The following is a 328-nucleotide window of genomic DNA, read 5'->3' as shown; positions in this document are numbered from 1 at the left end:
GCACTTCATTTCTTCTCTGGACTACCAGGGTATCTAATCCTGTTTGATACCCGCACTTTCGAGCCTCAGCGTCAGTGCTGCCCCGGCACAATGCCTTCGCGATCGGAGTTCTTCGTGATATCTAAGCATTTCACCGCTACACCACGAATTCCATGTGCCCTGTGCAGACTCAAGGCTTACAGTTTCAACGGCTGGCCACGGTTGAGCCGTGGCATTTGACCGCTGACTTAAAAGCCCGCCTACGCTCCCTTTAAACCCAATAAATCCGGATAACGCTCGCATCTTCCGTATTACCGCGGCTGCTGGCACCTCCAGGATTGCAGGTACC

General features: G+C 53.4%; 1 rRNA gene. It reads right to left on the bottom strand.

Annotation, left to right across the window (positions count from 1 at the left end):
• Positions 1–328, bottom strand: a 16S ribosomal RNA gene (locus NATSA_RS15365); the annotation flags it as partial.

Source organism: Natronogracilivirga saccharolytica (assembly GCF_017921895.1).
Lineage (GTDB): Bacteria > Bacteroidota > Rhodothermia > Balneolales > Natronogracilivirgulaceae > Natronogracilivirga > Natronogracilivirga saccharolytica.
Note: the sequence above shows the minus strand (reverse complement) of the source record. Positions and strands in the feature narration are given on the sequence as shown.